This is a genomic window from Pristimantibacillus sp. Z349TD_6 (assembly GCF_056173205.1).
Genome location: NZ_CM149662.1, coordinates 5,355,926 through 5,382,426 on the forward strand (window position 1 = coordinate 5,355,926; position 26,501 = coordinate 5,382,426).

The following is a 26,501-nucleotide window of genomic DNA, read 5'->3' on the forward strand; positions in this document are numbered from 1 at the left end:
TAGGAAACTTATTTAATAATTATCAAATATTTTAGAAATGATGCAGTTTATTACGGAGTTTAAAAAAACCCGTCCGGCTAGCCGGCGGGCGAAGTTGAATTTGGGAGAATAAGTTGTTTATAGTGTGGAACTATACAAGCTTTTTGGAATAACGATGGTCATAACTGTACCATAGCCAAGTCGACTTTGGATGGAGATGCCGTATTTAGTGCCGAACCGCAGTTGCAGACGCTCGTTGACATTTTTGAGGCCATATCCTGTCGATTGCATCGTAAGTATCGTATCGATCGTCTCCTTCTCCATACCTGGACCGTTGTCTTCAATCGCGAAATTGACCGTCCCTTTACCAAGCCAGGCACTAACATACAGTAGACCCTTTCCATTATTTTTCTGTTTGATACCATGCTTGATTGCATTTTCTGCGAGCGGTTGAAGAATTAAATTTATTGTTGAATAATCGTTAACCTCCTCATCGATCTTATAAACCACATCGAAGCTATAATCACCCATAACCTGAATAATCTCAATATAGGATTTGATATTCTCCAATTCGTTGCGCACAGTAATAATATTGTTGCCTTGATTAAGAGCCGTTCGATAAAATTTCGACATCGATGTAACGACATGACTAATTTCCGGCGCTTCGTTTTTGAGCGCCTTCCAATTGATGAATGAGAGCGTATTGTATAGAAAGTGAGGATTGATTTGCGATTGCAGCGCTTTCAGCTCGGCCTCTTTCTGAATGATTTTACTTCGATAGGTTTCATCGATCTGTTCATTAAGCCGATTAAGCATCTTGCCGAACCGATTAGTCAGTTCGCCGATTTCATCCCTGGCCTCACTTTGAACCTGTAAATCCAATTCTCCCCATTCGACCCGCTTCATTATCGCATTAAGTGAGAATATCCGTTTGATGAATGTTTTGGAAAAAATCGAAATAATGATCAGCAAGCTGACAATACAAGCAAGGATCACGATTAGCGTCGCATTAATGATTGAACCTGCGTTATGGGACACAAGCGCTGCGGGTACGAAACAATAGACCGTCCAATTAGCCTGAACGATCTTCTTCTTGACAAGAAACATTTCCGTTTGACCGGTGCGTACCGTCCCCTCATTCATTTTCATCATGTCTTTGAAGTCAAAGGCAATCAACTTTGCACTTTGATTCGCATATACGATTCGGTTATTGTCATCAGAGATAATGACAGCATACTCCTGATCGAGATCGGTAATGTTTTTGAAGAAACTGTTCTCATTAATTCGCATATAGACCATATTCGTATTGGGCTCTTTTAGAGTTTTTGGGAATTTATGAATGACAAACAGTTCGTTATCCTCATATTTCCATAGCGGTTCTATCCCTTTCATAGCTTCGTTGTACCATGGCTTCTCGTTAACCCGTTTATATGAAACTACTGAATCGCCGAATTCTGGAACAGTGCTTTGCGTGTAAAAGGTTATTTTCTCAATGTCCTTGTCAAGGTTCATCATCATGATAAAATACGGATCTAAGAAATCTTTCAAATCCCGTGAAAGATTGACTAAGTCGATATAATCGTTGGCTACAATCTTCTGAAACATCTTAGTAAATACAATCGATCGAATCGCATGATTGTAACGTTCAACCGAATTGTCAATATTCTGAGTAACGGTATTCACATTCTTATCAATCCCTTGCAGTGCCTGCAATTTGAGCATGTCCTTTGATTGATTGTAGGCGTATATGCCAAGCACCATAATAGGAATGATAATAACAATTAAATAAGATAGAAACAGTTTTTGATTAAACCGTAAACGATTGAACAAACCATAGATCAGCCGTTTCATCGTTTATGCCTCTTCTCTGTATTTGGAAGGCGTTCGACCAAAATGATTTTTGAATAACGAGCTGAAGTAGGAGAAGTTGTTATAACCAACATCCTGGCCGATATCGATAATTTTACGATTGGTTGTTATAAGCAGTTCCTTTGCCTTTTCCATTCGGTGCACGGTCATGAACTTATTAAGACTTATCCCTTTCTGTTTCTTGAATAGATGGCTCAAATAACTAGGAGATAAATAAACCCGCTCCGACAATAATTCCAATGACAAGTCAGTCTGATATTCGTTCTCGATGATTCGGACGACTTCATCAATCGCTTTGGAGGTCGCTTCCAAATTCGTTTCGCAGAAAGACTCGTTTTCCTTTAGAATACGCAGTACTACTTTACGCAAATCGCTCAACTTTACCGTTTTATAGATGTCCTCCAAACTATGCTTGAATCTATCGTTATTCTTTTTTATAGAGGCATTGAATGCAGCTTTGACAATTTCGGTGCACACATATTTTACATAGATAACCGTTAAATGCTCACTGTTTTGTAGAGCATCAAACAGTTGCTCGACATACAGTTGCGCGATATCATATCGGTTGTGCTGAATATTTTGCGTCAATTGCGTTAACACATCATTTACTACTGCTGTCATATCGCCCTGAGCAAATAATGTGCGGTTTGCCAGCATCACCGTACCCTCATCGAAAAAGAACTTGTTTTCCAGCATCGTTTCCATTTCGTGAAATTGTTTGTGGAGCTGCTTCACATCATCCATCAATCCGCTGATCACAACACAAATATCATTATCGTACATATCCTGGAATATCCGGATCAATTGCTGGCCAAGCTCCGTTATAGCTTCCAGCGACTCGTCGGGGGTTGTTTCCAAGAACAGCAGCGCTTGAAACTCATTCAAATGAATAAAATCGATATTGCGATGAATGAGTTCGCCCAACTGCTCTTCGATATCGAGATCAAGCCGATCGAAAAAGCGTTTACGAGAATCCAGCATCAGCATCCGCATGTAAGGATAATTTTCGAACCTGCCGGTAGGCACCTTCAGATCCCGTTTGTCATCCGTCTCCTCTGCTTTGCTGAGTATAATATCAGTAAGCTGCTTCTGCTTTTCGTATCTGACTTCCTTCAAATAGGCAGCTTCGAGCCTTTCCTGCTGAACCTTTAACTTCAACGCTTCCTCGCACAGTTGGATGATCTCGGTCATATTCTTAATAAATTCGCTAACCTGCACAGGTTTTAATATATAATGGATTGCCTTCAGATCGATTGCCTTCTGTGCATACTCGAACTCACCATAGGCGCTCATAAACATCGTTTTGATAGGCTTACCTAGTTCACGAACCTTCTCTGCTAGCTGTAATCCGTCCATCCCGTTCATCCGGATATCGGTGAGCAAGATGTCAATATCATGGCTTTCGATATACAGGAGAGCGCTTTCACCACTGTCAGCTTCAAAGATCTCCAAATGCAGTCCGTATTTATCAACGAGAAACCTAACGCCATCCCGTTCGAACTTGTCATCATCAACAACAAGCATTTTTAACAAGTACATCACCACATTTCGCCAGAAATATTTTCAATGGGAGTTTACCACTAAGTCAAGCTATTCATATACCAATACAGTACTATACTTTTCAGTTCTTTAACAAACACATCTTTACCAACCTGATATCCTGCAAAGGCAACTGCTACAATAACGCCGTCATCGAGAGCTTCTTTGGCACAATGAAACCTAAATTTCTTTATATTAATGAATTTGAAAGTATTGAACATTTTAATCATGAGCTATCAAAATATATTGATTATTACAATAACAAGCGTATTAAGACAAAATTAAAAGGAATGAGTCCGGTACTGTACCGGACTCATTCCCAGAAAATCGCCTAATAAAATAAACTGTCTCACTTTATGGGGTCACTTTAATACCTCTACTCAGCTTTTTAATGATCATTTCATTCCTTAATGCTTAATCCTAAAAAATTATGCAAAAACAATAATGCTAATGCATTCCTAGCTTCACATGATTAAAGAGTCAGCCTCCGAATAAGCCAAACAAGCTGACGCCGTTAAAATACCGGAGCCAGCTTTCAGCACATTACGCTTTTTCAATTATATTTTAGCTGCGGCTTTGTCCCCTATCTACTTATTTATCTGTTTTTAACTGCTTCTAACTCTTTTACAATTTGCGGGAATTGCTTATCTAATTTATAGAAATAGAGAATGACGACCATAAGCGCACTAATAATCATCGGCAAATAAATGTACATGAACAGGATCGAAGAACGAGCGGAATCGCTAATTTGCTCCTGACCACCGACATAACCTCCAAATGCGAGCATCCAACCGACTATCGCGGCGCCAAGCCCGCTGCCTGCCTTTGAGCCGAAGCTTCCAGCGCTGTAAACTAAACCTTCTGTTCGCATGCCTGTTTTCCATTCTCCATAATCTACGGTGTCTGCAAGCATCGCGAACATCGTTGCAGCTAATGGAACGCCGCCAAGTGATTTGATCACCGACGCGATGATTACGATTTTAATGCTAGTTGGATCAATAACCGTAATCGTTGCTCCCAAAATCGTGAGGGCTAAGCCTAGGAGTGAGGAATTACGTTTACCGAACCTTTTAATAATCGGAGCAACAAACAGCAAGCCAATTAACAACGGGATAAAGGAAATAACGCCGAGAATGGACATCAATTCAGCATTTCCTAAAATATACTGCGCGTAATAAATGTTAACCGCTGTATTTACCGACGTCATAATAAAGCTTAGAATCATGAATACCACGAGCAGCGCCCAATATTTATTGCGGAAAAGCGCTTTCAAAGAGCCACTAAGCGGTACCGTATTTTGGGCTACTGCTGGCTTAACTCTCTCTTTCGTCGCACGGAAAGTAATCAAGAACAACACCGCTGCAATCGCACCATAAATAGTAAACGTCATCATCCATCCCTGTTTGCCGCCACCGAATGCATTTACGATGGGAACCGTCATGGTGGAGACGAGCACCGCGCCAAAGATTGCCATCAACATACGGAATATGTTAAGTAAAGATCGCTCATAAGGATCTTGTGTAATGAGTGAGTTCAACACACCATAAGGAACGTTCGCTCCTGAATAAATAATGTTGAGAATGAGATAGGTCACGTAAGCGTAAATAAGAGAGCCTGTTGTACTTAAGTCAGGAGCTGTGAACAGCAGCACGCCAGATAGGCCAAAAGGAATGGCCAGCCAAAGCAGCCAAGGACGAGCCTTGCCGTGTTTGCTCCTCGTTTTATCAACTAACACACCTACACCAATATCGACAAAAGCATCGAAGAAACGAGCAATTAATAACAACGTACCTACTGCTGCAGCAGAAAAGCCGACGATATCGGTATAAAAGAAAGTGAGGAACGTTGCAGCGGACGTCCAAATGAGATTGCTTGCCATATCTCCAACGCCATACCCAAGCTTCTCCGAAAATGAAAGTTTAGTCTGTTCCATAGTAGCAACCTCGATTGTATGATTTTTTTTGTCCGTTTAGTTGGAGGAGAAGTTGTTCGACCATTTCATCTGAAAAAGCACCTTTAAATGCCCAACATCCAAGCCAAAGTACATATCTGCTTTTTCTTCCAATGTCATTTGTGTAACCATTTTCTTTATGTCACGATTCATTTTGAATCCACCTTAAATAAACTCACAAACTGTAAAGCGTTTTCATTTTTTACTACACACTCATTATAGATGATCAAAAAATCGAAAATATGGTATGATTATTTGAATAAAAGTAAATTTATTTGGAGGCATTAGATGGAATTTAATCCTTCCTTTTTAGCTAAATTACTTCATGAGAGCTTGCAGCTGCCTGTTTATTGGTTGAGTGCGGATGATCCAAGCGGGCAGGAATATTTCGAATCCAACGCTCCTATCCCATTTTCCGCCTTACAAAATCCTGAATACTTCCAGCAATTAATAAAACGAACCTGGGATAAAACTTTTCCAGTTATACAGACAACGGAGTTTGAGGAATTTTTTATCGTACAACCCGTTTATTCGGATTTGAAGCGAGCAGGAACCATTATTATAGGTCCCTCCATTGATTATGTTCCTTCCGAGGAAACCGTTCGAAATCTCATGAATGACAATAATATTCCCAGAAAAATCCATCCAGCTTGGGTTGAATATTTGCGCAGTCTCCCTCTTGTTTCCAAGCAGAGATTATATCATATTGGCATCATGGCACATTGGATTGTCAATCAAGAGGCGTTAGAATTGACGGATGTTCTTGAATTTAATTTCCGGTTGGGCCAACGGTTTTTGTCAGAGGAAGCTATTGAGCTATCGATGTCTAATATGAAGGAATTTTCTAATCTTCACACGAGCCGGGAATTTGAACAGATATTATTACGGCATATTAAGAACGGCGATAAAGCTGCACTTAAGAATCTATTCGTAATGGGTGTAATTGGGGAGGCAGGCACACTATCCAAACGAAGTCATTTGAGAAGCCGCAAAAACATTGCCATCTGCGCAATTGCTGTAGCCATTCGAGCGGGTATGGAGGGTGGACTGTATACAGAGCTGGCATATCGCTTAAGCGATACTTACATTCAGCATATCGAGGATTTAACGGATGTTCGCTCGGTTGAAACCGCGATGATAGACGCCTTCTTAGATATTACGGATCGCGTTAGCGAAAATCGGAAAGGCACCGTTTCTAAGCCAATTGCGAAATGCCGCGAATACATTTTTAATCATTTATATGATGCGATTTCTATCTCTGAGCTGGCTGAGCTGACTGGACTTAACGGTACCTATTTATCCACCCTTTTCAAAAAAGAAACGGGACTCACGATCAGTCATTTCATCCATCAGGAGAAAATAGAAGAAGCTAAGAAGCTGCTCGATTTCACAAGTGAGTCGGTCTCCACCATCGCTACTCGTTTGAACTATTATGACCAGACTCACTTTATTAAATCGTTTAAAAAACATGCCGATATCACACCAAAGCAGTATCGTGATCGAAAACGGAATGGAGATAAAAAGCCCATAAAAATATCCCCTTCAAGTTCGCTCTCTTGAGCGACCACTTCGCGGGCTGCGCAGCCAACCCGCGTGAATGGATCAGCTTGCGCCATTGCAGCTATGGAAAGAGAACTGCTCTACGTTATTGAGTTTAAGATAGGGCAATTTAAAATCGCTGAGGTTCATTTAAACTCGATCCTCTCTCGAACGGATTCTTGCCTTTATGGTCAAAAGCAGTTTGCCCCTCTTCACTGCCAGCAACTCGTTTCGTTTCCAAAACTCTGCTGTCGGTAAAAAATAAAGTATTAGACTGGGTGTCTTTATTCCACGCTGATTCTCAACTGCCATATCGTCAGACTTCATAAAATAAGTTTTAGACTGACCTCAGAAATTGAAACAGCGACAGCCAAGGACAAAAAATAAAGTCCTAGACTATCGCTGTTTCATTGAACTAACGTTCCTCGTTAGTTGAATAAAGTATTGTTATTACGATCAGTTATTTTAAATGCCTGATTTAAGCAACTTAGATGGTCTAGCTTCACACCCATCATATCATTGAACACTCTGTATATAAGTTTTGCTAATTCTATTTCATTTGTACATGTTATAGACTTTTGTGCAATCTGATTGATCTCAATATCATACTCGTTCTGTGGAGCACCTCCAGCTAATAGACCGATAGGATCCCAATTGTTAATCACTTCTGTTAAAAGCTTGGTACTTATTTCCACCTTTTATCACACCTTATTTGGCAATCTATCTAGTAAAAATATTCTATAATTTGCTCTACAATCCTGCCCGTTAGTTAAGTAGGCATCCCTTCATTTTAGTATGTCTCCTTTCAGAGCACCATGTGTCAGTTCATTTGTGATCTCCAATGCATCATCCCTTTTTTGTGCAGGTGCTGATATGATATACCCGCTACGACCATCAAAACCTGATTGATCAGGGTTCTTAGCATCTTTTGTAAATTTTAAAATTGTAAGTTTACTAAAATCGTCGTTAATAAAAATATTACCGTAAGAAAAATGTTTAGGCTGTCCCTTTTCATTATAGGTATAAAATAGAACTGCTTCACCATATTCGCTCAGTGTAATCTTTAATTTTCGGTGCTCTTCTGGAACAGGTATATTTTCACCTTTAATATCGATTATTCCTGTGAATGTTCTTACTCCTTTTATGCTCTTTTTCATTTTACCATTTACAAATATGGTATCTGGCTTCACAAAATCACTATTTTCTTCTCCCAATTGATACAATACCCCTTGAATCGTAAATTTATAGTGCTTTGGGTATGTATACATTAATATCCATACAATAAATGCCACTATAAGAAGTACAATTGGTATCCATAGTTTTTTCTTCAATTATCAACCACCACCTCAACTATCATTAAATGCAACTATCCGAAAGTACGATGAAAGGCTTGAATCACACCATTAAAGTATTGTAGCAGTGATTACAAGTATCCTGCCCGTATGCTCAATGAATGATCAACGCAGGGGCGAATGCCAGATACGTAAAGATGATATTAGACTTGAAATCTCCAAAGTGCTACTTATTATTTTTCAGGTGCTTTAAAATTGTTTTACCCCCACAAAAATCAGCCATCAATGCTGCAAGAACACACAATCCTAATAACTTAGAAAATTCGACATCTACTAGTATTGTAATAATCCAAGATACCAACCAAGTCCATCCCGCCTACCAAGATGAATATCCCAATTAAATAACGCTTGGTGAATCCGTAATTTTATAAAGTATTGTACCAACAACTAAGAAGCTAATGGATATATATAATTGCTCCAAAAAAAAACACTTTCATAATATTTGCAAACCTGCCTGAAGCATCGTCGCAGCGTCAGTCTACAACTTTATTTTCCTAATCTAACACTTTATTTTTCAGTCTAGAAATTATTTCCTTCTAACTTCTGCTACTCCTGTTATGCTTACGACTAATAAAAATTACTAGTCAGCTCCGTGCTTAATCCCCATAGTTTCTCCGAAATTTCGATGTCGATAGCGTATTTAGGATAGCTTCCTGAACCAAATATGTTCTTCAATTGCTCTACACCTTTTTCGCTTTTGGATGGTGCAACTATCTCTCGCTTGTGGTTAATTAGGTGGCCTGTCACATCGCGGAATTCATCCGAAGTACAAATATAAAAATAGTTGTCTGCCATGCCGGCTGGTGGCGGATTCGTTAAATTTTGAGCCGTAGCAAGCACTTTCCAAAATGGGCTAAGTTTGCTAATCGTTTCTTTTGATAATTTTACTCGGTTAATTTGAAGCGCATTGATTTTAATTCCTTTACTTTTCAATTTATCTGCTAATTTGAAGGTTAATATCAATAATGCCATTTTGGAGTCTCCGTACATCTTATATACACTGTGACGCTGCTTGTTTTGCAGTTCACCGCGCAAATTATCGAAATCGATTTTTCTTTTGGGATCGAAAAAATTTTTAATATTGGTCGTACAGGCATTTAGAATTCTCGGATCCTGCGATTTTTGAAGATGGTCTGTCAGCAAATTAGTCATTAAGAAGGGACCAAATGTGTTAGTAGCAAAAGATAGCTCAATATGTTCAGGACTAAGCTTATATTGCTTTTCTCCATGATTTAAGTAAGCTGCGTTATGTATTAAAATGTCCAAACGTGAGTATTTAGCTTTGAATGCAGCACAGAATAAACGAATAGAATCAAACGATGAAATATCCAGCTCCATCAAATCTACATTAACATTGTTTGCTACTAGTATGATTTCTTGTTGCACAGGTCTACTAATCTGCAAATTGCGGCAAGCCATGATAACATGATATCCTTCGGTAGCAAATTTCAGCGTTGCCGCTTTTCCGATCCCCGAATTTGCTCCTGTTATAATAACAATCTTAGCTTTCATGCCGAACCTCCTATTGGATATTTCACGGGATATTTTACGGTTACCCTTCAAAGTCTGGTTCCTACGAGCTTAAACAAATGGATTACATGATTAAAAAAACATTTTAGGTTGTAGTAGCTTGCAGAGCTTGTAGTGCTTTTAGTGCTTTTAGTGCTTTTAGTGCTTTTAGTGCTTTTAGTGCTTTTAGTGCTTTTAGTGCTTTTAGTGCTTTTAGTCAATTATGTCTTCTCTATTATGAAGGTATTATGGTGCGAAGGATTGTTTCGATTTTATAAGCTGAGTTATCAGTTGGGTTCTTGAGAAAAATTGATTAGATATCAATTGTTTTGGCGTGTTTCTCAAGCTGTATATCAATAATATATCGTATTTGTTCAATTAATAGTGCATCTTACAAAAACTCTGAGACACTTATAAATATTAGAAATAACAGCTATTGATGAAATAGTCAGCTGAAGATATACTGACAACATAGGTCGTGAAGAACACGCCGCTGCCATACAACCATTCCCTGCTTGGGAGTGTTTGTATGACAGCGGCATTTTTATTTTACAGAGGGGAAGTGTATGTTATGGCATCTCAATTTGAACACAAATATAAGGAATGGTTACAATCCAATATTGATTCAGAGAGTAATCATAGAAGACTTGAATTGCTCAATAAGGGACTTGGCCACGGCACAATTGAATTTCTACGATCAGTATGGTTCCCTGCTGTCGGACATTTCGATCATCTGCTGCCTGAATGGGAAGTGCGCGATTTCAATAATGGCTATCGATATCTGGATCTTGCCTATATGCCAGGTGGCGCAAAAGGTGGAATTGAGATTCAAGGTTATGCGTCCCATGCTCGAGATCTTGATGTAAAACGATTTAAAGATTTGTGTAGAAGGCATTGTTTGTTATCTCTTGACGGTTGGATGCTGCTGCCTGTTGCTTACCCCTCTATCACGGACGAACCGCAACAATGCCAGCAGCTCGTTCTTGCTTTCATAGGTAAATTCATTTCTTCAGATGTGCCTTCTCAGCTAATGAGCTCTGAAGCGGAAACATTACGACTAGCACGACGTTTGCTCCGACCCATAACTCCTTTAGAACTCGCAGAGCATCTCAGAGTAAGTGATCGACATGCAAGGCGTATTTTGTACAAACTCGTTGAACTCCAACTGTTAGAGGTATCAAGTGGACACCAACGTTGCCGTACTTTTAAAATTCCATTGTAACGGTATACGTCTAGTAGCATGAGAATAAGTAATGTGACGGTGATAGTCAAAATTACGTGGGTGTGGACTTGTGTCGGTAATGCTCAATGTAATATCGGCGTGGGGTTATTTCGGTAATACTCAATGTTGCTTGGACGTGGGTTTGTTCCGGTAATACTAGATGTAACTTGGGCGTAGGTTTGTCTCGGTAATACTCAATGTAACATCGGCGTGGATTTTTATCGGTATTCTCAATGTTGCTTGGGCCTGGGTTTGTGTGGGTCAAAGTTGCATGGGGCGTTTGAATTCTTACTGTGACAGAAGAAGCAGCTTGGGTGGCGGGTGTTACGGACATAGGTTCCGCTATTTAACAGATTTAGCTCTTTTTTTGATCTTAACGGACATAGGTTCCGTTATTTACTAAAAAACCAGAGTATCTGGAGTGTTTCAACACATATAACGGAACCTATGTCCGTAACATTCTCAAAAACCTCCCAAGGTTCTCAAATAGCGGAACTGATGTCCGTTAGAAAAACTTGAGCAGGTTACGATTGTAGATAAGCATACAGATGTTGTATTTTCGCCATTGAATGGTCAATGTTCCTACGGTTCTCCCTAATCATATCCATGGTTTGCTTAAACTCTGCGAAATGCAGCTGTTACAGGTATCATGTGGTAATCAACGTTTCCGGACCTTTAAAATTTGGTTGTAGTGATGTATATCATAATAGCATGGGAATGGTTTTGTGACGATAATACTCAAAGTTGCGTAGGTGCGGGATTCAGAAGGTGACAGATAAAGTAGCAGGGGTGGGATTAATAACTTCGTCGATAATATTGGAATATTCATAAATAAATTATAATAACCATCGTTTACAAGCGTCAACTACAGTCCGAAGTTACTTTTTACTAAAATTCCCCCAATGACAAATGCCCCGAGTGCTGTACACAGCAAAACAAAAACAAGAACCCCCTCGGACGAAGTGGTTCTTGTTTCTGTTCTTGTTTGTTGCGCCTTCTTAAGAAGACCTCATTAACAAATACAAAAAATAAGGAACGCTAAGCATCGTTACAAATATTCCAGCTGGCATATCAGGTCCTGACACAAGTGCCCTGACAATTGTATCCGCACTAAGTAGAATGATTCCACCGATCATACCTGATGCAGGCAATAGAAACTTATGGTCCGAGCCTACTAGCTTGCGTGCCAAATGCGGACTAATTAAACCGATAAAAAAAATCGAGCCTCCCAAAGCAACACTGCCTGATGCCAAAGCAACTGCTGCGAGCGCCAAGCTCACAAACGACTTTCGGACGTTCACGCCTACTCCTGTAGCTGTTGTATAACCAAGACCTATCGTATTCAGCAGGCTAGATTTATACCATACGTAACCGGATAAGAGCAAAACCCAAGGGGCTAGAATAGCGATATAGCTCCATTCGTCTCCCCACAGATAACCGGCTTGCCATTTTTGCGCGAATACAAACTGATCGTTATTAAGCTTAAGCGTCAGGAACAACGTTACTGCACCGAGTCCTACATTAATAGCGACACCTGTTAAAATAAGACGGGTTGGAGAAGGAAACGCTCCTTTTCTATAAGCCAGCAAATAAATCAATAATGCAGCCAGCAATCCGCCTACAAAGGCGAGCAATGGCAAAAAAATAGCAGAGGACATACTTGTAAGTCCGACAGTAGAAATAAAGAGTAATACAGCTAAGCCTGATCCCGCGCTAATGCCAATCATTCCCGGATCAGCCAGATCATTGCGAAGAATGCCTTGCATGACTGTACCTGAAGCGGCCATCCCCATGCCAACTAACACAGCCAGCACGATGCGGGGAAGTCTAAACTTAAATACGACCAACTCGTTTTTCGCTGTACCATTGCCAAATAACGTTTGAATGACATCGACTGGACCAAGCGACATTTTACCGAGATTCATACTGCATATCGCGCCAGCGATAAGAAGAACGAACAATGAGACCACGATAAAAATCCGTTTGCGCTTCGCTCGTTGGTTATATGGATCAGCTGCTGATGGCTTTATACGACTTAGCTCAGCATTCATTCAAGGTCACTCCTCACTCTGCTCGAAATGAACAGAAAAAGCGGGACACCAAGCATTGCAAACACAATGCCAAGTGCTACTTCATTCGGACGATTAACTAACCGCCCCGTCAAATCCGCAGCCAACATGAAAATGCCGCCATATACAGCTGATGCTGGGATGATATATCGGTAATCAACACCGACGATTAGCCTCATTAAATGGGGAACGATTAGCCCAACAAATGCTATAGGGCCAACAAGTACAACAGATAAGCCGGAAAGGATGAGAACCGCTAGCGTAGATAATAGCTTGATTTGCGTTATACGCTGCCCGAAGCCCACCGCAATATCTTCTCCAAGACTTAATATGGCAATGGAAGGAGACAAAACAAAAGCAAGAATCATTCCTCCTACAAACCAAGGCGCAATTAGTGAGAGCTCACTCCAAGTTGCCCCGGCCACACTGCCGGCTGTCCAATAGGAAAGCGCTTGTCCAACGTTAAATCGAATAGAGACAAAAGTACCCATTGCCCCAAACAGCATTGTAATGGACATGCCGGCAAGGACGAGCCGCTGGGGAGTCATGCCTCGTTTGTTAAGTGATGCGACTAGGTAAGTCATGACGGCTCCAAGACCCGCTCCTGCAAAACATACAAGCAGCTTATCCATATAACTAATACCCGGTATAAATGCAAGAACGAGCACCATGGCAAAAGCTGCCCCCGAGTTTACGCCCATTAAGCCTGAATCAGCAAGCGGATTGCGGGTCGTTCCTTGCATGATCGCTCCAGCCACCGATAAGCTGATTCCTACTATAATGTCAGCAACTGTTCGCGGAAACCTTAGTGCTTGAATGATTTGATGTTCTGGTATGTCCGGATTAAAAGAAAATACTGCAGTCCAAGCAATAGAAATATCCATTCGTGCTGCACCGAATGAAATTGATGCGGCAGCGGCTATCAAGAGCAGCAGTATGCCAAGGAGAAGAAATAGCCCAAAGAAAGCTCTGCCGCGAAATACGGGATTTAAACGGTTGGTTTTTATCGCAGCCATCCTAAATTACTTGCCTGCAGCCGTAGCTAACAAGCTATTCGTAATCATATCAAGCTGAGTCCTTAGGGAATAGATATCCGTGTAATAAAACAAACCAAAAGGAGCCTCTATTACACGCTTTTCCTTAACTGCAGCTATACTGCTCCAAACCGGATTGTCTGACAAATCGTCCATACCTTCCCACGAACTACGCAGCAATATATCCCCAACATATTGCGGCATTACTTCCATAGAGATCGTTTGGCTTTCAGCTGCTTTCGACTTTTCAAGCTTCTTCTGAATGATCTCTGGTCCTTTCATGCCTAAATAATCGTAAACGATTTGGGAGCCACGACCATACTGCTTGCTCTCGATAACCAGCATTTCCTTCTTGTCGCCTTCGACAATCGTGATCGTTTTATCAAGTATTCCAGCCGAACGAAGCTTCTCCTTGCTAAGTTCCACTTTGTTGTTGAAATCATCCAGAAACGCTTTTGCTTCCTTCTCCTTGCCGAATACCTCGCCTAGCTTCATAATCCGCTCTTCTGTAGATACCTGATCGGCAGCAATGAGAACAGTTGGCGCAATATCCTTTAAATTACTGTAGCTATTCTCAGAATTCACGATAATCAGATCAGGATCAAGCGCCATTACTGCTTCTGGACTCGTTTCATCCCAATGTCCTAATGATTCTGCCCCTTTCAATTGCTCTGAAAAAGCCGCCCCGTCATACACCTCGGAAATCCCGATTGGATTGACACCTAGTGCAACGATGTCTCCTAGCATATACAAAACAACAACACGTTTTGGGTTTGCTGGAACGATGACATCTCCTTTAATAGTAGAGATCGTGCGAGTGCCTTCTTCACTTACCGTCTCGGAATTTGGTGAAGCCGTTGCGGTAACGTTTACTGCAGATCCAGTAGAGTTAGTCCCAACATTCGTCCCCCCACCAGAGCAAGCGCCTAGCAGTAACGTTAAACTGAGCAGCGTGCTCAGGATTAGTAAAGATTTTTTATTCCTTTTCATACTAATAAAACCTCCGCTTTTGTATTGGTAATGATTATCACTACCAATTACACTATAGCGTCGTAATCTTGAGGCGCCAATGGACAATTTAGAACTGAAGCGCGGACTATCTTCCGATGTTGCCTTTTCTCGTTCCATGGCCTGATATCGTACTGGAGACAAACCGGTCTGTTTTTTAAACAGTCGGCTAAAATAATATTCATCCGCATACCCGACTTGCGACGCAATAACCCGCAAGGATGACCTCGTCTCCAGCAGCAGCTTTTTGGATTCATTTATACGGATCTGAATGAGATATTCAATGGGACTAGCTCCCGTTTGCTGCTTAAATTTCGTCGATAAATAACGAGGACTATAATTGTATTGATTCGCAAGAAAATCAAGCGTGATTCCTTCTTGATAGTGATTATGAAGATAACGTATCACTAGCTTCACGAGATCCTTTTGACCGTTTTTCGAATCGAACGTTTTTTGATTCCGCAATACCTCATGAACAAATTGATAAAATAAACCCTTTATCTCCACACTGCCAAGGCTGCCTGAATTTTTCAATGTCTGCTCCATCGAGGACATCAGAAATAACATGGCGCGCGGTTCCTCCGGTTCAAATCCATATTGGATTTCAAACGGACTTTTACGCTCGAGCCACTGCCTCATTTCCCTCCAGCCAGAAAAAGCGAGCTTCGCTCGATAAAATAAAAAATAAAACTCAAACTCTTCCTTCGCTTCAATCTCCAATATCATCCCTTTTGACCCGTGCAGCAAATAAGATCGCCGTGTCTGATGAATGACATCGTCAAGTATCAGATCCGCCGAGCCACGAACTCCAAAAATAAAGCCACTAGCGGGAAAGCGATAATTTAACATACACTCTCCGGCATTCATGACCGTGTGCCTAATATCAAATATTTTAGCAGCTGAATGATTCCAAATCGCAATTTGCTCTTCGAACTTCATGATGTTTCTCCTCTAATGCATTTCTTTTTTATTCATTATAATTGAAAATCGTTCTCAATTAAAGTGTGACCAACGAAATATTCGTTTATGGAGTTCCAACTAACATAAAAAAACACACCCGTTTCGATGTGTTTATCATGCGTATCCGTTATTTTTTTATTGCCTGAGCATCTATCGCCGATAAGTTAAATCCTTTTACAATCAGCCATATTGGAAAAATGATTTCAAAGATTGCCCCCGGAATATACAGTACCATTCCTACGTCATGGCCAATAATACCGAAACATCCACTTGCGAATAAAGCTGCGTATCCAATTAGTCCAATAATTGATATGATTCTTGGAATAAGTTTTGATCTATACAATAAATAACAAAATATCAAGCTACCCACGCTAAGAGCTAACATCCCCATATCAAATGCCGCAAAATGTCCTTTTACAGCTAAAGCTGCCACGGTCTGAAAGTCATTTCTATCCGCTGCTCCTGAAGCAATATACTGCTCACTTAATAGGACTAGCAATTTCAAGGCGACTATACTCACGATGAGAAGTACAGAATCAATAATTCTCGAACCAAAGTAACCAAGTGCCAAAGCCTCATCCTGTTTTTTCAGTATGGGATACATCAGCATGGCAATACCGACAACGGCTGCGCAATTTATCAATTCTAAAAACATACCTGTTATTACTTTCGTTCTGTCCGGGTAGAGATGTTCAAGAAACAACTGCTAGTTTATAACCGATTCTATAAGCCCATTTCCCGCCATATAGACAGTCGTTGCTATAAAAAACAATACCCCAACCGTTATTGCCGTCTTCCTGTTTGCATTCATATTCTAACTCCTTTGCATAATAATTACCCGCTCGATATAAGTAATATATCTACAAAGAAGTGATGCATATAGATACTAAAGTATGTTTTTGAAGTATGGTTTTGAGTCGACACCTTCACACTCAGAGTTATGGCGGAGAATAGAGTTCAGATTCATCCAGCAATCGCCTTTGTGGATTGGAAACATTGCATTCTCATACCATTACAGTTCCTTAAAAATAGGCCAAACCCCGCTGCACGAGCATGTTACGGGCATACGTTCCGCTCTTTACGTAAATCGCTCCGATTGCATGTCTAACAGACATAAGTTCTGCCATTTGTGTAAATTCGCCCACTTTTGCGTGTCTAACGGACATACGTTCCGCTATATACGTAAATTCGCCTACTTTTGGCTGTCTTACGGACATAGGTTCCGCTATTTGCTTTAAATCGAGTCTTTTTTGAGTGCTACAGCACAAATAGCGGATCTCATGTCCGTTAAAATGTCAAAACCCACTAAAATTCAAACTTAACGGAACTGATGTCCGTTAGCACTGCACGTCACCGTCCCTCGGCTCAAAAACGGGGAATTGGCAGCAAAATATACGTTTAAAAAAAGAGAAACCACTCCTACCAAAGGAGTGGCATCTAATCAAACTAATATAGCCTAATAACTAACTAATGTAGCTTAATAACTATTTTGTAATGAAGCCTGCGATAAAACCGCTTTTTCTCTCTTAAAACTTGCAGCAAGCAGAATTAGAAGGAAGCCTCCTCCGATGTACCACAACATGTACGCGTTGGAGCTGACTGCATCCAGTCCTCCGAAGTACATTACCTCCCTCATTCCTACAGCGGCGAATCGAAGCGGCGTCCAAGAATAGATCCAATCATGCGATGTTTGGGACAGAAACTCCGGTGCCATATTAAGCAGCGGCATAGAGAAAAACATAAGCAATACGAGAATCCCCATTGCCGGCATGCCAATCCAGTTCAGCAGTGCGGACTGCAGCATATAGAATGTCGCACCCACCAGCCATAGGAATAACCACGTATCCCACGCCTGCGACAGCTCCATCCCATACCAAGAAGAAGCCATCCAGACGAGAAATCCTGATGCAATACCAACAATGACAACTCCAGCTACAGGCTGCATCGAGATTGAGGACAATCTGCTTGCCCCAGCTTTCATCGCATTGCCGCAAGCCATAAACAGAATCAAAGCTGTCACTAAGCTGCCCATCCACATAATTTGTGTCAATAAACCTGGTGCATTGCCAGCAGCATTATTCGTACCGACCGCATGCACAGTCTCATCCTGTACATTGATTGGAGAGAGCAAGGCTTGGGCAACAGCGACCGGTACTTGCTGCGTCTTCTCACCCATTTGTACAAGCATCGACTTGGACAACTCTGCTCCAGTCATTTTCATCACTTGACCGAGACTTTGTTTGACTAGCGTTGCTGCTTGCGAGCTTGCTCCTTCACTCACAATAATCTGCACAGTTGCCGGCTTTGGTGACGGTCCAGCTAATGAAGCGATTCCTGCGCTCAAATCAGCTGGAAGAATCATTGCTCCATAATACTCTCTATTATCAATCCCCGCGCGTGCTTCTTCTTCCGAACTAACAATCGTCCAAGAAATGGGCAGCTGATCGTTTTCCGTCAGCTTTTGTTTCAACATTTCACCCACCGCAAGCGAACCTCCAGTTGGGATGTTCACAGATTGGTCGAGCGTGACAAGCGCCACAGGTACATCCTTAGGCTTTGTGCCAAGCACCGATCCCATCATTGCCGCTCCAAAGACGACGAGCACGACCAGAACGATCAACATTCCGATCCATGTTATTTTTTGTTTAAAAATCCCCATGATTTCTATCCGCTCCTTCTCTCTATTAATTAACAAGGTGTTGATTAGCGTTCATGTTGTTAATTATAATGAGATGAGGGAAAAGTACAATAATCACTTCTATCCGCAGTGTTCATTACTCATCATTCCTTTTAACGTCTGTTCATTAACTCGAAAAATAGGGGGATTATATACCTTGAGTGATAAACTTGATCGCAGGCAAATTCGCACCAAGCAGCTTTTATATGAAGCGCTGATGAGCTTGATTGAAGAAAAAGGTGCTGATACCGTCACTGTGACTGATGTTGCTAACCGGGCGAATGTGAACCGAGGCACTTTCTACTTGCATTACCGAGATGTGCCTGATATGCTACAGCAGCTGAAAGACGAAGTATTTGCCACCGTAGAAGCATGCGTCATGAAATTCGATATCATGGAAGCGAGAACGTATCTCGACAAAGATGAACCGTATCCGCAAAGCATCAAAATTTTCGAAGAGCTAGCCCGTCATGCCGATTTTCTTCGCATTATGTTTGGACCAAAGGGTGACATGTCGTTGGCCATTCAATTTCGCACATTGCTCGCTTCACATATTTATGAGAAAATCAAAATCTTGCCTCAGCATAAAGTCGTCATGCCGCCCGAATATGTCGTAGCCTATATGACATCGGCCAACTTTGGCATTTTCATGCACTGGATCGAATCTAGACTAAGCCAAACCCCGACGCAAATGGCCAAAATGATGATCCGAATCATGAACTATGGGCCCTTGGTATCATTTGGCCTTAGAGATGCGCCGTCTGGGAGTATAAATGACTTATAGGTTATCTGCCATCTTCTGTGACTTGTCATAAAAAAGACAATGAAGCCCCATTAGCTCCATTGTCTTCATCCCAACATACTCAATCATCCAACGTACGAAATGATCGCAAATAATTTTGGATGTCCCCTTGCGGGGTTTCAAGCAAGCCGGAAAGCATCCTTTGCATGCCATGCAGCTTTTTAACTTTTTCATCGATCTCCACAATTTTATTCCGTACTAAATCCTTTAACAGCTCCGCATCCATGTCTTGACTAAGCATTTGCAAACCTTCTTGGATTTCCTTTAACGAATAACCTAATGATTTCGCATCTTTGATGAATTTAATCTTTACGAGATAATCATCAGAATATATTCGGTACCCACTTGCTACCCGGCGGGGAGCAGGCAAAAGCCCTCTCTCCTCATAGTAGCGGATAGCAGCCATGCTTAATCCCGTTTGCTTTGCCAATTCACCGCGTGTCATCCCTTCCATGAGTGTCCCCCAGACTATTAGCAAAAATAGTTCAATTACATTCTCTTTTTTGTATAAACCTCATCAAACTTCACTTCGGGATACTCCGGCGACCACCCGTTAAGGAGTGCCTGCTGTTCACCTTTTAAATATTGATCAAAAAAGGCTCTTACATAGGACCGAGTTATATCAATATTATGCGCTGCTTTAATGCCCTTAGCAAAAATTGATGGCGATATAAGCGCTATATCCGTGAAGCTCTGGTGGTTAAAATGATCGATGGTCAAATAGTAAGTGTCATTTGTGCTTCTCGTCATCACCGACTCCAAATCAGGAGTAAACTCCTCATAGAAGTAATTGTTCTTTTTCGTATTCGTTGGATCTAAGCTCGCAGCTGTACTGCTTGACATCATATACATAAAGGGCTGCTGCAATCCGGTATGGGCAACTTCACCCCAGAAACCGCCTTCTAAGCTAACACCTGCCTTGAATCGCTTGTCCTGTGCGAGTGCTTCAGCAGTCGTTGCTCCTCCATAGGAGTGTCCAAATATGCCAACGTGATCTAAATCGAGCTTGCCTTCGAACAAGCCAATAGGGTCCGACGTGTTCCATTTTGTTATCGTATCCAGCACAAAGGATGCATCTGCTGCACGAATGCCAACGCCTTGGATGTTGTACTTGTATAGCTCTGCCGTAGTTGGAAACTCAGGTGTTGCTTCATAAAAAACAGAGCGTCCATCAGGAAATTTAACTTTTGCTGACGTATAGGGATGGTCGATACCGACAACAATATAACCGTGACTGACCAGCTCCTCGATAGCTGTCATGCTCTGGAACCGGGTTGATCGAATCCCTGGGGAGAACAGCAATACCGGATAGATGCTTTTATCTGAAGACAACTCCGCTCCAGCAACAGCATGCGTAGGAATTGCTGTGACATGACTGAATATCTGCTTCGGAATACCAAATACCAAACTGATCGCATCCCCGAGCTCAGCTGGATAATGCTCCACTTTCTTACCTTCCATTTTACTCCGATCAGCAGGATACCAAATATTCACCATAAGCTCCCGTTTGTCACTCAGGTCATCTCCAGTTAAGATCTCATCGCGCGTCACATCTGTTAAATGCTGTGAAATGGTCCCAATCCCATAACTCCCGGTTGGTTCAGGCATTGTAAATACGGGCAGCAGTCTGCTCAAATATACAGAAGAAACCGAAAGAGCCAATACGACAACAGTTAGCAAACTGTTTTTTAACAAACGCTTAGTGCGGACTTTGCTGTGCGGCTTAACCAATCTAAGGAGCAATACAAAGATTAGCATTAAAACAGCACCATAGGCCGGAACCATCTGTATGCGAAAATGATCGATTATTCCATGCAAGAATACAACCAACACTAAGGACATACATAACACTGCATTCAGCCGCCGCTCCCTTTTGCCAAATAGGATTCCCGCCGTGACTGCAATAATGAGTAAAATAACAACTACCTCTAATATTCGCATCATACATAACCTCCAACTTCATCTCAAACTTCAATTATGGATAGCCGTAATTGATAAGATAGAGCATAAATGTTGAAGTATACTTCAAGGTCAAGCTTTAATTGGGACATATAATAAGATTTCGAATTCACCATTTCTGACGACAACTTCCAGAAATATATCGTTGATCTCATATTTGTTGCTGAACCTTCACTTTCCATCTGCCTCGTTCTGTTTTTATCGCCTAATTAAATGTTAGAATAGAGAGATCAATTCAATCTATATTAGGAGCATGAAAAGTGCGAGGACATCCAATTCACATTTTACGAATCACAGGTTTTTTAGATGGTATTTCATTGCTTTTATTACTATGTATCGCTATGCCCTTGAAATATATATGGGGAATAGAGCAAGCCGTGACGCTTATGGGAAGTATTCACGGGGGGATTTTCAGTTTATATGCTGTAGCGATACTTTATGCAGCTATTCGAGTGAAGTGGAGTTTGCTTTGGCCTGCAGCAGCAGTAATTGCGGCTTTTGTGCCATTAGGCAACTTTTTGCTCGATTGGCAGCTTAAGAAGGCACAAGCCAAATATAGCGTAAAGCCTTTTAACTATGCCATATTAGTGTACAGTATCGTGTTTTTCTCTTTTATAGATTTATTTGCACAGCTGCCGGTTATGAGTACTTTTGCCGCTTCCGTTGGTGCAAGCTCGTTTATTGTAGGCATTGTTGTTGGGCTTTATTCGTTAACCAATACGTTTGGCAACATATTGTCTGGTATTATGACGGATAAGGTAGGGCCGTTCAAAATACTAATGATCGGTTTGCTTCTGACAAGCAGCGCACTGCTGTTATATCAATTTGTTGACTCTCCAGTCGTATTAATAATCGTACGAATCATTCATGGTTTTGTGGCCGGCTTAATTGTTCCAGCTGCGTTTACTTTCTCTGCAAATACTACGATAAATAATGAGCAAGGGAAAAAAGTTGCCTTCACAGGTACCTTTGTTGGATTAGCCGCCATTATTGGACCTGCTTTCAGCGGAATTATGGCAAGCAAAACTTCCGTACCCTTCGTTTTTACTTGTGTGGCTGTATTAGGGTTTGCACTCGCCATTTTGTCTGCTATTTTTCTAAGCAAGTACAAACCATTAAAGAAAGAAAAAGAAAAAACGGTCGAACAAGCAGCAGGCTCATTCTTTAATGCAGGTGTTGTAAAAGCTTATGGCGGTGCCTTTTTCTTAATGTTCTCTCAAGGTGTAATCGCATATTTGTTGCCGCTGCATGTTCAAACGCTTGGATATGATTCCAAATTAAGCGGTACGCTAATGAGCACTTTCGGGATCATTGCCGTTCTCATGTTTGTACTTCCTACAAACCGTATATTCGATCGCGTTTCCCCATCAAGAACGATGGCATTAGGCATGGGTTTAATGGGATTAAGTCAGCTGCTTATTAGCCAATCATCAACGACATTAGGACTTTATTTTGTTTTAGGACTATATGGTATCGGCTTTGCTTTCTTGTTCCCATCCATCAATACGATGCTCATTAGAGCTACGCCAGCTGAGCTTCGCGGGAAAGCTTATGGATATTTCTATGCCTTCTTCTCTCTTGGTGTTGTTGCAGGCTCATCCGTTCTGGGATGGCTTCCTTTCAACATTATCGAAGGGTTCATCTTTACTGGAATCATCCTTCTGTTATTTACTGTTTTCATCGCCTTGAACAAGCAAAAAGAGCAAGCCTTCAATCACTAGTGCATAGCTGCAAAAAAAAGACAGCCTTCCATTCAACTGGAGGCTGTCTTTTTCTTTCTCCACTTTAGCCGCCATTTACTGCTGTTCTCTCCAGCGGGGTTCGTCAGGACATTCTCCAACTCTAGCCGCAATGATTACCGATAAATAGTCTTGTATCATTTCACGGGTAACCTCCATTAGGACAAGATACAAATCTGCCAATGTTCTCTTTAATCCCCTAACCACTTTTATATCCTCTGTACCTTCAGGCACGGGTGTATACTCCACCAAAAATACAGTTCTTGCAACATCATATAAAAAATGTCCGTGGCACACATTCATGAAATCGATAACTTTGGTCTGGCCATTGGATAATAAAATATTGCCTGGATGAAAATCACCATGACAAAGTATGTCTCCATCCTTCAATTCACTCCATTTTTGCAATACACCTTCTTGTTCCACTCCATTAGCCGATGACGCATTTGTTATATTGTATTTTAAAAATGATTTGTAATCCGGCACATCGCTAGTGCTAACTCTGTTCTCTAAAATCGACTTATGAAGCTTGGACATATGTTCCGCGCATCCATGAAGATCACCTGTTTTCAAAACCCAATCGAGCAGTGATTCGCCCTCCACTTTGTCATAAATAATACCCATACGCTCTTCACAACTAATCATTTCATATGCCTTTGGTTTTGCGAAGTTCATTTCATTAATGGCTTGTGCGTTTCTAAACTCTATTTCTACATCACTTTTTGGATAACCGTGAACGAAAAGCTTAAGCACTGTACCTTCTTCCCATTCATATACCGATGCGGTATTGCCTTCACCGATTAATTTCCCATATTTCATTGATGTCATCTTTCCTTTCCAAATGGCTGATTCGTTTCATGATATCCTCTATACTTTTCTACCAATGATCATAGCATATTATGGAAATTCGTGGACTTCACTAGAGCTCACTATAAAAAAATAAAACAAAAAAACGGCATTTCTGCCGTTTTGATTAAAGTGATTGGTGGAGCTTGGCGCTAGCATCAAATGAACTCCACGCTGTTCATTATGTCCGGCGCATATAGGCACGAACCGTAATCGGTGCAAAGATCGCTACGATCACAATTGCTCCGATCAGAGAAATAGCCAAATCCCAGCCTACCGTTCCAGAGTTGGTCAAATCACGAACGGCACTCACAAGATGCGAGACCGGATTGATGTTGACAAACCATTGAAGCCATTTCGGCATTGTATCAACCGGTACAAAGGCATTGGAAAGAAACGTCAGCGGAAACAGCACAATCATCGATATCCCTTGTACGCTTGAGGCAGTACGGGCAATGACGCCGAAGAAAGCGAAGATCCAGCTGATTGACCAAGAACAGAAGATGACAAGTAGAGCAGCGATGGCCACATGATCGAGGCCTCCATCAGGACGATAGCCCATAATGTATCCCATAGTTAAAGTGAGTACAGTAGCAATCGTATACCTAATGGTGTCTGCAAGCAAAGCTCCAGCTAACGGAGCAATTCGTGAGATGGGCAATGACTTGAATCGATCAAATACACCTTTGTCCATGTCCTCGCGCAATTGAACGCCAGTAACGACTGAGGTCGTAATTACAGTCTGTACGAGAATGCCGGGAATGATGACGGGCAAATAACTGATTACGTCGCCTGAGATGGCACCGCCAAAAATATAGGTAAACATTAAAGTAAAGATGATTGGCTGAAGTGTAACATCAAACAATTGCTCGGGTGTACGCCGAATTTTAAGCAGGCCGCGATAAGCCATCGTTAATGAATTACGAATGGTTTGACCAAAGCTCGTGTGGTTTTTCAGCTCACGATCAAATCCTGATTGTATGGAAGTGCTTTTCATACTTTTACCGCCTCCGCTTTATTGGATACATCGGACGCTTGTGCAGTGTCCTCTTTAACACCATGACCTGTGATTGTGAGGAACACCTCATCTAGGGTCGGTTTTTGTACGCTCATTTCTGCCAAATGAATCCCTCTCTCACGCAGTGCGATAAGCAGATCTGTGACCAAATCGGCATCCGCCATAGGGGCCGTAATCATTCCGGCTTCATATAACACAATTGATTGTGTTTTCAGCACATGTTCAACCGTTTGACGAGCTGCTTCGATGTCCAGCGGGTTTACTACTCTCAATTGCAATGAGGAGGTACCTACTGAAGCTTTCAGTTCATCCACCGTGCCCTCTGCCACTACCCGACCGCGATCGATAACTGCGATTCTATCAGCCAATTGATCCGCCTCATCGAGGTACTGTGTCGTTAACAGCACGGTCGACCCCGTCTTTACCAACCGGCGAATCGTATCCCACATCTGAGCACGCGTACGCGGGTCAAGCCCTGTAGTCGGCTCATCCAAGAAGATAAGCGGCGGCTGTGCAATAAGACTAGCCGCCAAATCCAAGCGGCGGCGCATACCTCCGGAAAAGTTTTTCAAAGGCCGCTTCGCCGCTTCCGTCAAACCAAACTCCTCAAGCAATTCATCTGCTTTACGCTTCGCTTCTGAACGCCCAAGCCCTAGCAGCCTAGAGAAGATAACCAGGTTTTCTGTAGCGCTTAGTGATTCATCAACCGATGCGTACTGGCCGGTTACCCCAATTAATTGACGAACAATCTGCGATTCCTTTACTACATCGTGCCCGAAGATTCGCGCCGAGCCTGCGTCTGGACGAAGCAAGGTTGCGAGCATACTAATCGTTGTGGTCTTGCCTGCTCCATTCGGACCAAGCACACCGTAAATTGAACCCGCGCGTACATTCATATTCACGCCATCCACAGCCCGATTTTCACCAAAAGTTTTTACGAGTCCGTTCGCTTCGACAGCCCAGTCACCGTGGTTTGGCTCTATTTTCTTGTTATTTACATGAACCATTGTAATTCCTCCTATACAACTGTTGATAACGTGATGGTAACGTACCTTTGTAAACTGAATTTAAACAAAAAAAATCTGCAGTTTAAATCTTACGTTTTATCGAGCGCTAAAATTCTATCCCTGACCTTAAATCCACAGAAATAAAACATCCCACTTAAAAGCAGATCACCAAAAAAAGCCCCTATTTCTCTGCCGATTGCAGGAAATACGGACTTTCTTACTGACCGTCGATTTGAAACAGGGGCTGTTTTAGAGTTATGTCATAAACTTAAGGCTGTGATACGATCAGAGTATTTCAAAGCTTTTCATTATATTTCTTATAATTCTAAACGTAAGAAAAGCAGCTCAATCCTCTTGTCCGTAGAATCTAACAAAATAACAACCTCTTTCATAAATCAAGTTATATCGATAAACACTTGATT

Annotated in this window: 22 protein-coding genes and 1 pseudogene; 5 read left to right on the top strand and 18 right to left on the bottom strand. The window is 41.6% G+C overall.

Features of this window, described 5'->3' with window-relative positions; genetic code table 11:
* Window positions 1–117: 117 nt before the first annotated feature.
* Both AC0VYE_RS23550 and AC0VYE_RS23555 read right to left on the bottom strand, forming a co-directional pair.
* On the bottom strand, window positions 118–1,830 hold the full coding sequence (locus AC0VYE_RS23550) for a sensor histidine kinase (protein ID WP_475443059.1): 1,713 nt from the start codon (window positions 1,828–1,830) through the stop codon (window positions 118–120).
* 3 nt (window positions 1,831–1,833) lie between these two features.
* Window positions 1,834–3,387 (bottom strand): response regulator transcription factor, encoded by a 1,554-nt coding sequence (locus AC0VYE_RS23555; RefSeq protein ID WP_475443060.1) that lies wholly within the window; start codon window positions 3,385–3,387, stop codon window positions 1,834–1,836.
* Between the two features lie 119 nt (window positions 3,388–3,506).
* Between AC0VYE_RS23555 and AC0VYE_RS23560 the strand changes: the two are divergent.
* A pseudogene (locus AC0VYE_RS23560) lies at window positions 3,507–3,722 on the top strand (IS3 family transposase); the annotation flags it as partial.
* A gap of 260 nt (window positions 3,723–3,982) precedes the next feature.
* Here the strand turns inward: AC0VYE_RS23560 and AC0VYE_RS23565 are convergent.
* Window positions 3,983–5,320: an MFS transporter gene (locus tag AC0VYE_RS23565; protein WP_475443061.1), complete on the bottom strand. Its 1,338-nt coding sequence runs from the start codon at window positions 5,318–5,320 to the stop codon at window positions 3,983–3,985.
* Between the two features lie 36 nt (window positions 5,321–5,356).
* Window positions 5,357–5,491: a hypothetical protein gene (locus AC0VYE_RS23570; RefSeq protein WP_475443062.1), complete on the bottom strand. Its 135-nt coding sequence runs from the start codon at window positions 5,489–5,491 to the stop codon at window positions 5,357–5,359.
* Between the two features lie 135 nt (window positions 5,492–5,626).
* On the opposite strand from AC0VYE_RS23570, the gene AC0VYE_RS23575 reads away from it, so the two are divergent.
* Entirely contained in the window at window positions 5,627–6,898 is a 1,272-nt protein-coding gene (locus AC0VYE_RS23575; protein WP_076271538.1) for a helix-turn-helix domain-containing protein, read from the top strand.
* Window positions 6,899–7,305: 407 nt separating this feature from the next.
* On the opposite strand, the gene AC0VYE_RS23580 is transcribed toward AC0VYE_RS23575, so the two are convergent.
* The 3 genes from AC0VYE_RS23580 to AC0VYE_RS23590 form a co-directional block, all read right to left on the bottom strand.
* Window positions 7,306–7,572 (bottom strand): hypothetical protein, encoded by a 267-nt coding sequence (locus tag AC0VYE_RS23580; protein ID WP_475443063.1) that lies wholly within the window; start codon window positions 7,570–7,572, stop codon window positions 7,306–7,308.
* A 90-nt stretch (window positions 7,573–7,662) separates the two neighbouring features.
* Entirely contained in the window at window positions 7,663–8,208 is a 546-nt protein-coding gene (locus AC0VYE_RS23585) for a hypothetical protein (protein ID WP_475443064.1), read from the bottom strand.
* A 588-nt stretch (window positions 8,209–8,796) separates the two neighbouring features.
* Window positions 8,797–9,741 (bottom strand): SDR family NAD(P)-dependent oxidoreductase, encoded by a 945-nt coding sequence (locus tag AC0VYE_RS23590; protein ID WP_076270519.1) that lies wholly within the window; start codon window positions 9,739–9,741, stop codon window positions 8,797–8,799.
* 568 nt (window positions 9,742–10,309) lie between these two features.
* Between AC0VYE_RS23590 and AC0VYE_RS23595 the strand changes: the two genes are divergently transcribed.
* Window positions 10,310–10,960: a transcriptional regulator gene (locus AC0VYE_RS23595; protein ID WP_475449708.1), complete on the top strand. Its 651-nt coding sequence runs from the start codon at window positions 10,310–10,312 to the stop codon at window positions 10,958–10,960.
* A gap of 998 nt (window positions 10,961–11,958) precedes the next feature.
* Here AC0VYE_RS23595 and AC0VYE_RS23600 read toward each other — a convergent pair.
* The 6 genes from AC0VYE_RS23600 to AC0VYE_RS23625 all read right to left on the bottom strand — a co-directional run bounded on the left by AC0VYE_RS23600 (window position 11,959) and on the right by AC0VYE_RS23625 (window position 18,690).
* Window positions 11,959–13,011 carry a FecCD family ABC transporter permease gene (locus AC0VYE_RS23600; protein WP_339203907.1) on the bottom strand — a complete coding sequence of 351 codons (1,053 nt, stop codon included), beginning with the start codon at window positions 13,009–13,011 and terminating at the stop codon, window positions 11,959–11,961.
* Window positions 13,008–14,045 carry a FecCD family ABC transporter permease gene (locus AC0VYE_RS23605; RefSeq protein WP_475443065.1) on the bottom strand — a complete coding sequence of 346 codons (1,038 nt, stop codon included), beginning with the start codon at window positions 14,043–14,045 and terminating at the stop codon, window positions 13,008–13,010. Before AC0VYE_RS23605 ends, AC0VYE_RS23600 begins: the two co-directional genes overlap by 4 nt.
* A 6-nt stretch (window positions 14,046–14,051) precedes the next feature.
* Window positions 14,052–16,010, bottom strand: coding sequence for an AraC family transcriptional regulator (locus tag AC0VYE_RS23610; protein ID WP_475443066.1), 1,959 nt, complete (start codon window positions 16,008–16,010; stop codon window positions 14,052–14,054).
* A 148-nt stretch (window positions 16,011–16,158) separates the two neighbouring features.
* Window positions 16,159–16,734, bottom strand: a complete 576-nt coding sequence (locus AC0VYE_RS23615; protein WP_475443067.1) for a DUF4386 domain-containing protein — start codon at window positions 16,732–16,734, stop codon at window positions 16,159–16,161.
* Window positions 16,735–17,053: 319 nt separating this feature from the next.
* Complete coding sequence (locus tag AC0VYE_RS23620; protein ID WP_475443068.1) at window positions 17,054–17,248, bottom strand: hypothetical protein; 195 nt, start codon at window positions 17,246–17,248, stop codon at window positions 17,054–17,056.
* A 260-nt stretch (window positions 17,249–17,508) separates the two neighbouring features.
* The gene (locus AC0VYE_RS23625) at window positions 17,509–18,690 is read right to left on the bottom strand and encodes a YhgE/Pip domain-containing protein (protein ID WP_475443069.1); all 1,182 of its coding nucleotides are present in this window, start codon (window positions 18,688–18,690) and stop codon (window positions 17,509–17,511) included.
* Between the two features lie 175 nt (window positions 18,691–18,865).
* Here AC0VYE_RS23625 and AC0VYE_RS23630 point away from each other — a divergent pair, with 175 nt between their 5' ends.
* Window positions 18,866–19,492, top strand: coding sequence for a TetR/AcrR family transcriptional regulator (locus AC0VYE_RS23630; protein WP_076270515.1), 627 nt, complete (start codon window positions 18,866–18,868; stop codon window positions 19,490–19,492).
* A gap of 79 nt (window positions 19,493–19,571) precedes the next feature.
* Here AC0VYE_RS23630 and AC0VYE_RS23635 read toward each other — a convergent pair whose 3' ends face one another.
* Together AC0VYE_RS23635 and AC0VYE_RS23640 are read right to left on the bottom strand one after the other, a co-directional pair.
* Window positions 19,572–19,964: a MerR family transcriptional regulator gene (locus AC0VYE_RS23635; protein WP_475443070.1), complete on the bottom strand. Its 393-nt coding sequence runs from the start codon at window positions 19,962–19,964 to the stop codon at window positions 19,572–19,574.
* A 35-nt stretch (window positions 19,965–19,999) separates the two neighbouring features.
* The gene (locus tag AC0VYE_RS23640) at window positions 20,000–21,454 is read right to left on the bottom strand and encodes an alpha/beta hydrolase family protein (RefSeq protein WP_475443071.1); all 1,455 of its coding nucleotides are present in this window, start codon (window positions 21,452–21,454) and stop codon (window positions 20,000–20,002) included.
* A gap of 275 nt (window positions 21,455–21,729) precedes the next feature.
* Here AC0VYE_RS23640 and AC0VYE_RS23645 point away from each other — a divergent pair, with 275 nt between their 5' ends.
* Window positions 21,730–23,190: an MFS transporter gene (locus AC0VYE_RS23645; RefSeq protein ID WP_475443072.1), complete on the top strand. Its 1,461-nt coding sequence runs from the start codon at window positions 21,730–21,732 to the stop codon at window positions 23,188–23,190.
* A 75-nt stretch (window positions 23,191–23,265) separates the two neighbouring features.
* On the opposite strand, the gene AC0VYE_RS23650 is transcribed toward AC0VYE_RS23645, so the two are convergent.
* The 3 genes from AC0VYE_RS23650 to AC0VYE_RS23660 form a co-directional block, all read right to left on the bottom strand.
* On the bottom strand, window positions 23,266–24,027 hold the full coding sequence (locus tag AC0VYE_RS23650; RefSeq protein ID WP_475443073.1) for an aminoglycoside phosphotransferase family protein: 762 nt from the start codon (window positions 24,025–24,027) through the stop codon (window positions 23,266–23,268).
* Between the two features lie 208 nt (window positions 24,028–24,235).
* Window positions 24,236–25,051, bottom strand: coding sequence for an ABC transporter permease (locus AC0VYE_RS23655; RefSeq protein WP_076270511.1), 816 nt, complete (start codon window positions 25,049–25,051; stop codon window positions 24,236–24,238).
* Window positions 25,048–26,079 (bottom strand): ATP-binding cassette domain-containing protein, encoded by a 1,032-nt coding sequence (locus AC0VYE_RS23660; RefSeq protein ID WP_475443074.1) that lies wholly within the window; start codon window positions 26,077–26,079, stop codon window positions 25,048–25,050. The genes AC0VYE_RS23655 and AC0VYE_RS23660 overlap by 4 nt, the downstream gene beginning before the upstream one ends.
* Window positions 26,080–26,501 lie beyond the last annotated feature (422 nt).

Excerpts from the sequence above, each read along its gene's own strand:
- AC0VYE_RS23550 (WP_475443059.1), bottom strand. The coding sequence starts at position 1,830 with ATGAAACGGCTGATCTATGGTTTGTTCAATCGTTTACGGTTTAATCAA.
- AC0VYE_RS23555 (WP_475443060.1), bottom strand. The coding sequence starts at position 3,387 with ATGTACTTGTTAAAAATGCTTGTTGTTGATGATGACAAGTTCGAACGG.
- AC0VYE_RS23565 (WP_475443061.1), bottom strand. The coding sequence starts at position 5,320 with ATGGAACAGACTAAACTTTCATTTTCGGAGAAGCTTGGGTATGGCGTT.
- AC0VYE_RS23570 (WP_475443062.1), bottom strand. The coding sequence starts at position 5,491 with ATGAATCGTGACATAAAGAAAATGGTTACACAAATGACATTGGAAGAA.
- AC0VYE_RS23575 (WP_076271538.1), top strand. The coding sequence starts at position 5,627 with ATGGAATTTAATCCTTCCTTTTTAGCTAAATTACTTCATGAGAGCTTG.
- AC0VYE_RS23590 (WP_076270519.1), bottom strand. The coding sequence starts at position 9,741 with ATGAAAGCTAAGATTGTTATTATAACAGGAGCAAATTCGGGGATCGGA.
- AC0VYE_RS23595 (WP_475449708.1), top strand. The coding sequence starts at position 10,310 with ATGGCATCTCAATTTGAACACAAATATAAGGAATGGTTACAATCCAAT.
- AC0VYE_RS23600 (WP_339203907.1), bottom strand. The coding sequence starts at position 13,011 with ATGAATGCTGAGCTAAGTCGTATAAAGCCATCAGCAGCTGATCCATAT.
- AC0VYE_RS23605 (WP_475443065.1), bottom strand. The coding sequence starts at position 14,045 with ATGGCTGCGATAAAAACCAACCGTTTAAATCCCGTATTTCGCGGCAGA.
- AC0VYE_RS23610 (WP_475443066.1), bottom strand. The coding sequence starts at position 16,010 with ATGAAGTTCGAAGAGCAAATTGCGATTTGGAATCATTCAGCTGCTAAA.
- AC0VYE_RS23620 (WP_475443068.1), bottom strand. The coding sequence starts at position 17,248 with ATGTCCGTAAGACAGCCAAAAGTAGGCGAATTTACGTATATAGCGGAA.
- AC0VYE_RS23625 (WP_475443069.1), bottom strand. The coding sequence starts at position 18,690 with ATGGGGATTTTTAAACAAAAAATAACATGGATCGGAATGTTGATCGTT.
- AC0VYE_RS23635 (WP_475443070.1), bottom strand. The coding sequence starts at position 19,964 with ATGGAAGGGATGACACGCGGTGAATTGGCAAAGCAAACGGGATTAAGC.
- AC0VYE_RS23640 (WP_475443071.1), bottom strand. The coding sequence starts at position 21,454 with ATGATGCGAATATTAGAGGTAGTTGTTATTTTACTCATTATTGCAGTC.
- AC0VYE_RS23650 (WP_475443073.1), bottom strand. The coding sequence starts at position 24,027 with ATGAAATATGGGAAATTAATCGGTGAAGGCAATACCGCATCGGTATAT.
- AC0VYE_RS23655 (WP_076270511.1), bottom strand. The coding sequence starts at position 25,051 with ATGAAAAGCACTTCCATACAATCAGGATTTGATCGTGAGCTGAAAAAC.
- AC0VYE_RS23660 (WP_475443074.1), bottom strand. The coding sequence starts at position 26,079 with ATGGTTCATGTAAATAACAAGAAAATAGAGCCAAACCACGGTGACTGG.